Source organism: Mycolicibacterium rhodesiae (genome assembly GCF_002086695.1).
GTDB classification, from domain to species: Bacteria; Actinomycetota; Actinomycetes; order Mycobacteriales; family Mycobacteriaceae; genus Mycobacterium; species Mycobacterium rhodesiae.
Window position 1 is genome coordinate 1 of record NZ_MVIH01000048.1, and the last position, 390, is coordinate 390.

At 68.5% G+C, this 390-nt stretch carries 1 protein-coding gene; it reads left to right on the forward strand.

Annotated elements, in window-relative coordinates:
- Positions 1–27: 27 nt before the first annotated feature.
- The coding region (locus tag BST42_RS28880; protein WP_133057535.1) for a DUF222 domain-containing protein at positions 28–390 on the forward strand (363 nt) is incomplete at its 3' end.

The window sequence follows — 390 nt, forward strand, 5'->3', positions numbered from 1 at the left end:
TCGGTGGTTCGAACTAGTGTTCTAATCATGAGTTCGATCGATGAGGTGCTGGGGGCGCTCGACGATGTCGTCGAGGCGTTGGCTGCAGTCGATCTCGATGTGCTGGATCCGCCCGAGCGTTTTGTCGTGCTGCAGCGGTTGGAGACCGCGCGACGCCGCCAGGTCGCGGTTTCCCACGCCCTGACCGCGCGGTTGGAGCAGTTCGAGGGCTGCCCGCCGGTCCCGATCACGCTCGCGGATGTGTTGCGAATCAGCCCGCGGGAGGCCAAGCGCCGCATGCGGGATGCCGAGCAGGTGGCGCCGCGGCGGGCGCTGACCGGCGAATCGCTACCGCCGCTGCTGCCGGACACCGCGGCGGCCTGGCACGCCGGCCAACTCGATGGCGAGCAT